The organism is Terribium retamae (assembly GCF_022347545.1).
In the GTDB taxonomy this organism is placed as follows: domain Bacteria; phylum Pseudomonadota; class Alphaproteobacteria; order Rhizobiales; family Rhizobiaceae; genus Mesorhizobium; species Mesorhizobium retamae.
In genome coordinates, this window is record NZ_JAKREW010000046.1 from 25,050 (window position 1) to 31,696 (window position 6,647).

Below are 6,647 nucleotides of genomic sequence, written 5' to 3' on the forward strand. Positions count from 1 at the left end.
GAGGGAACAAAGATAATGATGATGAGATCCATCGCGCTCGGCGCGGCCATGCTTTTCTCCGCAGCGGCGTCACCCGCTTGGGCGGACAGCGTTTCCATGTTCTGCGGCGCCAGCGAATATGAACTTTGCGCCAAGGCGGCTGCCGGCTTCAAGGAAAAGACCGGCAACGAGGTGAAGATCACCAAGATGCCGGCACTGCTCGACGACGCCATTCCGATCTATCAGCAGCTTCTGGCGGCCCAGTCCACTGACGCCGACGTGCTGTTCATCGACGTGATCTGGATCGGCATGCTCCAGCGCAACATGCTGGACCTCAAGCCTTTGGTTCCGGCCGAGGAAGTGTCGCAGCATTTCCAGTCGACCATCGATGCGGCCACGACGCAGGATGGCCGGCTGGTGGCGCTGCCCTGGTACATGGACACCGGGCTGATGTACTACCGCAAGGATCTGCTCGAGAAATACGGCAAGCAGCCGCCGAAGACCTGGGACGAGCTGACCGAAACGGCCAAGTTCATCCAGGATAAGGAACGCGCCGCCGGCAGTCCGGATCTCTGGGGCTTCACCTGGCAAGGCAAAAGCTATGAGGGCCTGACTTGCGACGCGATCGAATGGATCGCTTCCGGCGGCGGCGGCACCATCATCGAACCCGACGGCAAGGTCACGATCAACAACCCTGAAGCAGCCAAGGCGCTAACGCGCGCCAAGGGCTGGGTCAAGACGATCAGCCCCGAAGGCGTGCTCGGCTATGACGAAGAAACCTCGCGCGCCGTGTTCGAGGCGGGCAATGCCGTCTTCCATCGCAACTGGCCCTACGTCTGGGGCACGTCGCAAGCCGATGGCTCCAAGGTCGCCGGCAAGGTCGGCATGATGGCGCTGCCCGTCGGTGCCGATGGCCAGAAGTCGAGCGGATGCCTTGGCCCGATGTATCTCGGCATTTCGAAATATACGGCCAAGCCCGAACTCGCGACCGAACTGCTGCGCTATCTCGTCGGGCCCGAAGTGCAGAAGATGCGCGCCATCGAAGGAGCCTACAACCCGACACAGAAGTCGCTCTACAGCGACAAGGAGGTGCTGGCGAAACTGCCCTTCCTTGCCGATGCGCAGGCGGCCTTCGACGGTTCGGTGGCACGTCCGTCAGGCTATACCGGGTCGAGCTATAATCGCGTGTCCCAGGCCTTCTATCGCGCCGTGCACGAGATCCTGGCGGATGGCGCGGATGTGGACAAAACGCTGGCCGACCTTGCCGGTCGGCTGGAGAGGCTGAAGGAAAGCCGCTAATTTCGACGACGGCTCCGGTTTCTTGGGACACCGGAGTCGTCGACCTGCCTTCCAGCTCGTTTTTTAAGCATGATCTTTCCGAAAAGTCTGAAGCCTTTTGGGATCATGCTCTAGCCAGAGGATGCCATGGCATCAGTTGCCTTGCGGTCAGTGTCCAAGTCGTTTGGCCACGTTCCGGTCATCACCGACGTCAATCTCGAAATCGCCGATGGTGAACTTGTGGTCTTCGTAGGTCCATCGGGTTGCGGCAAGTCGACCCTGCTTCGCCTGATCGCCGGGCTGGTGCCGGTTGGCGCCGGCGATATCGTCATCGATGGCGAGGTGGTAACGGACATCCCTGCTTCAAAACGCGGTATCGCCTTCGTTTTCCAGAGCTATGCGCTCTATCCGCATATGACAATCGCCCGCAACATCGGCTTTGCGCTCGAGACGCTCGGGCTGTCGCGGCAGGAGATAGACGCCAAGGTGGCAGAGGTCGCGGCGACGCTGAAGATCGATCATCTGTTGGCGCGCCGTCCGCGCGAACTCTCCGGCGGCCAGCGGCAGCGGGTTGCCATCGGCCGCGCGCTGGTGCGCCAACCCGAGGTGTTCCTGTTCGACGAACCGCTGTCCAACCTGGATTCGGATCTGCGCATGGAAATGCGCATGGAGATCGCCAAACTGCATGCCAATCTGGCAGCGACGATGATCTATGTCACGCATGACCAGGTCGAGGCGATGACCCTGGCTGACCGCATCGTCGTCCTGAACAGGGGGCGCATCGAGCAGATCGGCACGCCCCAGCAACTTTATCATGCACCGCAGAACCGTTTCGTTGCCGGCTTCATCGGCAGCCCGCGCATGAATTTCATGGCTGTTTCGGCAAACGCCTCGAGCTCTGATTGCCACATGCAAGGACCTGGAAGCCTGTCGTTTGATGTGTCTTTGTCGGCACCCGGGGTGCCGGCTGAAATCGGCATCCGGCCGGAAGCCTTGTCGATCGCCACGCAGGGACAGGGCAAGGTCACCGGCACGCTCGAGCGCCTGGAAGACCTCGGCCATGAGCACCTCGCTTATATACGCATCGCGCCCGACGTCGCCTGGTCTGTCCGGCTGTCGAATTCCTTGGGCAAGAACGCTCTCGGCACATCGATCGGCCTCGACTGGCGTTTCGAAGATCTCTTCCTCTTCGATAAGAACGGCCACCGGCTCGACCATTCCCTGAGCCATGAGCGTTCCGCCGTGGCCAACGGGGTGCGGGCGTGAGGACGAAGCTGGAGCGGCGGGAGCATTTTTCGGGACTGCTGTTCGTCGCGCCGCTGATTGCCGTCCTGATCCTGGTGGCCGGCTGGCCGCTGGCACGCACGCTCTATTTCTCGTTCACTGACGCCTATCTCGACGACAGCGCCAATCATGTGCTGATTGGCTTCCGCAATTTCGTCGATGTGGCCGGTGATCCGGTTTGGTGGCGGGCAGTCCGTAACACGGCGATCTTCACTGCGATCTCCGTCGCCATCGAAACCGTGCTCGGATTGGCAATCGCGCTCCTGTTGCATGGTGCCATCCCTGGGCGTGGACTGGTGCGTGCCGCGATCCTGGTGCCATGGGCGATGCCGGTGGTTGTCTCTACCAAGATCTGGGAATGGATGCTCAACGATCAGTTCGGTGTGGTCAATCGCGCCATCGTCGGATTGGGCCTCGCCGATCATGGCGTCGCCTGGGTCGCGAACGGTTCACTGCTGCTCGGCGTCGTCATCTTCATCGATGTCTGGATGACCACCCCCTTCATGGTGCTGCTGATCCTCGCCGGCCTGCAGATATTGCCGGAGGAGATCTTCGAGGCGGCGGAAGTCGACGGCATTCCATGGTGGAAACGCCTGTGGTCGATCACCTTGCCGTTGCTTGCGCCGACCATCGGTGTCGCGGTGCTGTTTCGCGTGCTCGACGCCTTGCGGATGTTCGACCTCGCCTATGTGCTGGCCGGCGCCAACGTCAATGCCATGACGATGTCGATCTATGCACGTGACCGGCTGATCAACAACCAGGAACTTGGCGTCGGTTCCGCCGCGTCGACCATGGTGTTCCTGTTGATTGCCCTCGTGGCGATCTTCATCGTCGGTGCGATGCGGCTTGATCGCTCGGGAGCGGCGGAACGATGAGCATGCGTATCAAACGGCGCTCGGCCGCCTACTATAGGGCCATGCGAAGGGTACGTCAGTTCGCGCTCGGTTGCCTCACCGCGCTGCTGCTGTTCTACGTGCTGTTCCCTTACTACTGGGCGATCGTCTCATCGACCAAGCAGGGGGCGGAACTCTACAATTCGGTGCTGCTGCCGGCACTGGATTTCAGGCACTACAAGGAGCTGTTCCGCGACGCGAATTTCGCGACGTCGATCCTCAACTCGCTCTGCGTCGCCATCGCAACGACTGCACTGTCGCTGGGCTTGGGCACGCTTGCCGCCTATGCGCTCGGCCGTCTCAATTTCCCGGAGCGACGCTCGCTGCTTTTGACCGTGCTGATGATCTCGATCTTCCCGCAGGTGGTCGTGCTGTCAGGGATGTTCGAACTGATCCGCTGGTTTGGCCTTTATAACCGCGTCTGGTCGCTGGTCTTCGCCTATCTCATCTTCACGCTGCCCTTCACCACCTGGGTGCTGACCAGTTTCATCCGCGAATTCCCGCGCGAACTGGAGGAGGCGGCGATCATGGACGGGTGCTCGCATTGGCGCATCCTCACCAGCATCCTGTTGCCGCTGATGGGGCCGGCCCTCGTCAGCACCGGCCTGCTTGCCTTCATCCTCGCCTGGAACGAGTTCCTTTTCGCACTCACCTTCACCTTGACGGAGGGAAGCCGCACCGTGCCCGTGGCGATCGGGCTCCTGGCCGGCAATTCGCGTTATGAATATCCGTTCGGTCCGATCATGGCCGCGTCGGTCACCGTTACCTTGCCGCTGATCGTCCTGGTGCTGTTCTTCCAGCGCAAGATCGTCGCCGGACTGACGGCTGGTGCCGTCAAGGGGTGACGACGAACTTCATATGACGGCTACCGCATCAGTTTGCGCAGTTCTACCTGGACGCCAGTCATCGCGGGAAGATAAAGCCGCGCCATTTCATCGGTCTCTGCCCGTGATGCTGCGAGGCCAACATTCATCGCCGCGACCGTCTGGCCGCGCGAATTGTAAAGTGGGATGGCGATCGAGCGCAGCCCGAGTTCGACCTCCTGGTCGACGATCGCGTGACCTTGCAACCTGACGCGTTCGAACTCCGCGACGAGTGCTTTCGGATCGGTCAGCGTTCGCGGGGTTCGGGCCAGCAATGATGTCTGGGTTAGGATTTCTGTTGCCGCGGTTTCGGGCAGGGCGGCAAGTAGAACCCGGCCCATCGAGGTGCAATAGGCGGGCAGGCGGGAACCCGGCATGAGGCCGATCGACATCACCTTCCTTTGTGCGGCACGCGCCACATAGACGATGTCGGTCCCGTCGAGGATCGAAACCGAGGAACTCTCGCCGATCTGTTCGGACAGGCGGTCGAGCAAGGGCTGCACCAGCTGCGGAAGCGGCATGGTGGCGAGGCAGGCCGTGCCAAGCCGCAGCACGCGCGGCGTCAGGGTGAAAAACTTGCCGTCATAGTCGGCATGGCCGAGGTGGGCCAAGGTCAGTAGGCAGCGCCGCGCGGTAGCCCGGTCGAGTCCTGACGCGACGGAGACCTCCGATATCGATTGCCGCGGGCGCTCGGCCGTGAAGGTCTCGATGACCGACAAGCCCTTGGCCAGGCCGCCCATGATATCGCGTTCCAGGAGAGACATCGCTTCACTTCCGTGCGTATCAGTTTGTGCGAATAGTCAACAAAAGAATGATATCGCACAAACTGGATTGAAGGAACCGTTCTTTGTCGCATACTGAATTCACCCGGATGCAGGGAGGACAGCATGGACAAGATAGTGGCCAACCTTGCCGAGGCGGTGGCCGTCGTCGAGGACGGCGCGACCGTGATGATCGGCGGCTTCGGCGGTGCGGGTGCGCCGATCGAGCTTATCCACGCACTCATCGACCGTTTTCGAGCGACCGGAAGCCCGGGTCGGCTGACCGTGATCAACAACAACGCCGGCAATGGTCGCATCGGCATCGCCGCCATGATCGATGAAGGCATGGTGGCCAAGATGGTGTGTTCGTTCCCGCGTTCGTCGGATCCGCGCGCTTTCACCGAGAAGTATCTGGCGGGTGAGATCGAACTCGAGCTGGTGCCGCAGGGAACGCTCGCCGAGCGCATTCGCGCCGGTGGTGCCGGCATTCCGGCATTCTACACGCCCACGAGCTACGGCACCGAACTCGCTGCCGGCAAGCCGGTCGCCGAGTTCGAAGGCCGCAGCTACGTGCAGGAGCGCTGGCTGAAGGCCGATGTGGCCCTGATCAAGGCCGAGTTGGCCGACAATCATGGCAATCTCACCTACCGCAAGGCGGCACGCAACTTCTCGCCTTTGATGGCAATGGCGGCACGCACCACCGTGGTGCAGGCGCATGCCATCGTCGAGCCTGGCGACATCGATCCCGAGCATGTGGTGACGCCTGGTATTTTCGTCGACCACGTCGTCAAGGTCGCTGAAGCCGCGCAGGAAGAAGCGCTGATCAGGCAAGGGGTGGAATACGCATGAAACTCACCAACGCCCAGATCGCCTGGCGGGCGGCGCAGGACATCGAAGACGGTGCCTATGTCAATCTCGGCATCGGCTTTCCGGAAATGGTGGCGCAGTTCCAACCGTCCGGACGCGCAGCGATCTTCCACACCGAAAACGGTATCCTCAATTTCGGCGAGGCACCTCCGGCCGGCGAAGAGGATTGGGACCTGATCAATGCCGGCAAGAAGGCGGTGACGTTGAAGCCGGGGGCGGCGTTCTTCCACCACGCTGACAGCTTCGCCATGGTGCGTGGCGGTCATCTCGATGTGGCGATCCTCGGCGCCTATGAGGTAGCCGAAACCGGCGATCTCGCCAATTGGAGCACCGGCCCCAAAGGGGTGCCGGCGGTTGGCGGCGCCATGGATCTGGTGCATGGCGCCAAGCGCGTCGCGGTCATCACCGACCATGTTACCAAGGACGGCAAGCCCAAGCTGGTCAAGCGCTGCAGCTTGCCGCTGACCGGCGTGGGCTGCGTGACGCGCGTTTACACCAGCCTCGCCGTCATCGATATCGTGAATGCGCGGTTCGTGCTGCGGGAAAAGCTGCCAACTCTCAGCCTCGACGAATTGCAGGCACTCACCGGTGCCGAGTTGCTGGTCGAGGGCGGAATCATCAACCTTAACGTTCCGGAAGTCTAAGATGAGCGAAGCCTATATCTGCGACTATGTTCGCACGCCGATCGGCCGGTTTGGCGGAGTGCTTGCCTCGGTTCGTGC

Annotated in this window: 7 protein-coding genes; 6 read left to right on the forward strand and 1 reads right to left on the reverse strand. The window is 61.6% G+C overall.

Going from position 1 to position 6,647, the window contains the following annotated elements:
- The first annotated feature begins 18 nt into the window (after positions 1-18).
- The 4 genes from L4923_RS26385 (at position 19) to L4923_RS26400 (ending at position 4,279) form a co-directional block, all read left to right on the forward strand.
- Positions 19-1,278: an ABC transporter substrate-binding protein gene (locus tag L4923_RS26385; RefSeq protein ID WP_425531016.1), complete on the forward strand. Its 1,260-nt coding sequence runs from the start codon at positions 19-21 to the stop codon at positions 1,276-1,278.
- 126 nt (positions 1,279-1,404) lie between these two features.
- The gene (locus tag L4923_RS26390; protein ID WP_239370086.1) at positions 1,405-2,523 is read left to right on the forward strand and encodes an ABC transporter ATP-binding protein; all 1,119 of its coding nucleotides are present in this window, start codon (positions 1,405-1,407) and stop codon (positions 2,521-2,523) included.
- Positions 2,520-3,416: a carbohydrate ABC transporter permease gene (locus L4923_RS26395; protein ID WP_239370087.1), complete on the forward strand. Its 897-nt coding sequence runs from the start codon at positions 2,520-2,522 to the stop codon at positions 3,414-3,416. Before L4923_RS26390 ends, L4923_RS26395 begins: the two co-directional genes overlap by 4 nt.
- The gene (locus L4923_RS26400; RefSeq protein ID WP_239370088.1) at positions 3,413-4,279 is read left to right on the forward strand and encodes a carbohydrate ABC transporter permease; all 867 of its coding nucleotides are present in this window, start codon (positions 3,413-3,415) and stop codon (positions 4,277-4,279) included. The genes L4923_RS26395 and L4923_RS26400 overlap by 4 nt, the downstream gene beginning before the upstream one ends.
- A 20-nt stretch (positions 4,280-4,299) precedes the next feature.
- On the opposite strand, the gene L4923_RS26405 is transcribed toward L4923_RS26400, so the two are convergent.
- Positions 4,300-5,061 carry an IclR family transcriptional regulator gene (locus L4923_RS26405; RefSeq protein ID WP_239370089.1) on the reverse strand — a complete coding sequence of 254 codons (762 nt, stop codon included), beginning with the start codon at positions 5,059-5,061 and terminating at the stop codon, positions 4,300-4,302.
- 123 nt (positions 5,062-5,184) lie between these two features.
- Here L4923_RS26405 and L4923_RS26410 point away from each other — a divergent pair, with 123 nt between their 5' ends.
- Both L4923_RS26410 and L4923_RS26415 read left to right on the forward strand, forming a co-directional pair.
- Entirely contained in the window at positions 5,185-5,907 is a 723-nt protein-coding gene (locus L4923_RS26410) for a 3-oxoacid CoA-transferase subunit A (RefSeq protein WP_239370090.1), read from the forward strand.
- Positions 5,904-6,569, forward strand: a complete 666-nt coding sequence (locus tag L4923_RS26415) for a 3-oxoacid CoA-transferase subunit B (RefSeq protein ID WP_239370091.1) — start codon at positions 5,904-5,906, stop codon at positions 6,567-6,569. The genes L4923_RS26410 and L4923_RS26415 overlap by 4 nt, the downstream gene beginning before the upstream one ends.
- Positions 6,570-6,647 lie beyond the last annotated feature (78 nt).

Excerpts from the sequence above, each read along its gene's own strand:
- L4923_RS26390 (WP_239370086.1), top strand. The coding sequence starts at position 1,405 with ATGGCATCAGTTGCCTTGCGGTCAGTGTCCAAGTCGTTTGGCCACGTT.
- L4923_RS26405 (WP_239370089.1), bottom strand. The coding sequence starts at position 5,061 with ATGTCTCTCCTGGAACGCGATATCATGGGCGGCCTGGCCAAGGGCTTG.
- L4923_RS26415 (WP_239370091.1), top strand. The coding sequence starts at position 5,904 with ATGAAACTCACCAACGCCCAGATCGCCTGGCGGGCGGCGCAGGACATC.
- L4923_RS26385 (WP_425531016.1), top strand. The coding sequence starts at position 19 with ATGATGAGATCCATCGCGCTCGGCGCGGCCATGCTTTTCTCCGCAGCG.
- L4923_RS26400 (WP_239370088.1), top strand. The coding sequence starts at position 3,413 with ATGAGCATGCGTATCAAACGGCGCTCGGCCGCCTACTATAGGGCCATG.
- L4923_RS26410 (WP_239370090.1), top strand. The coding sequence starts at position 5,185 with ATGGACAAGATAGTGGCCAACCTTGCCGAGGCGGTGGCCGTCGTCGAG.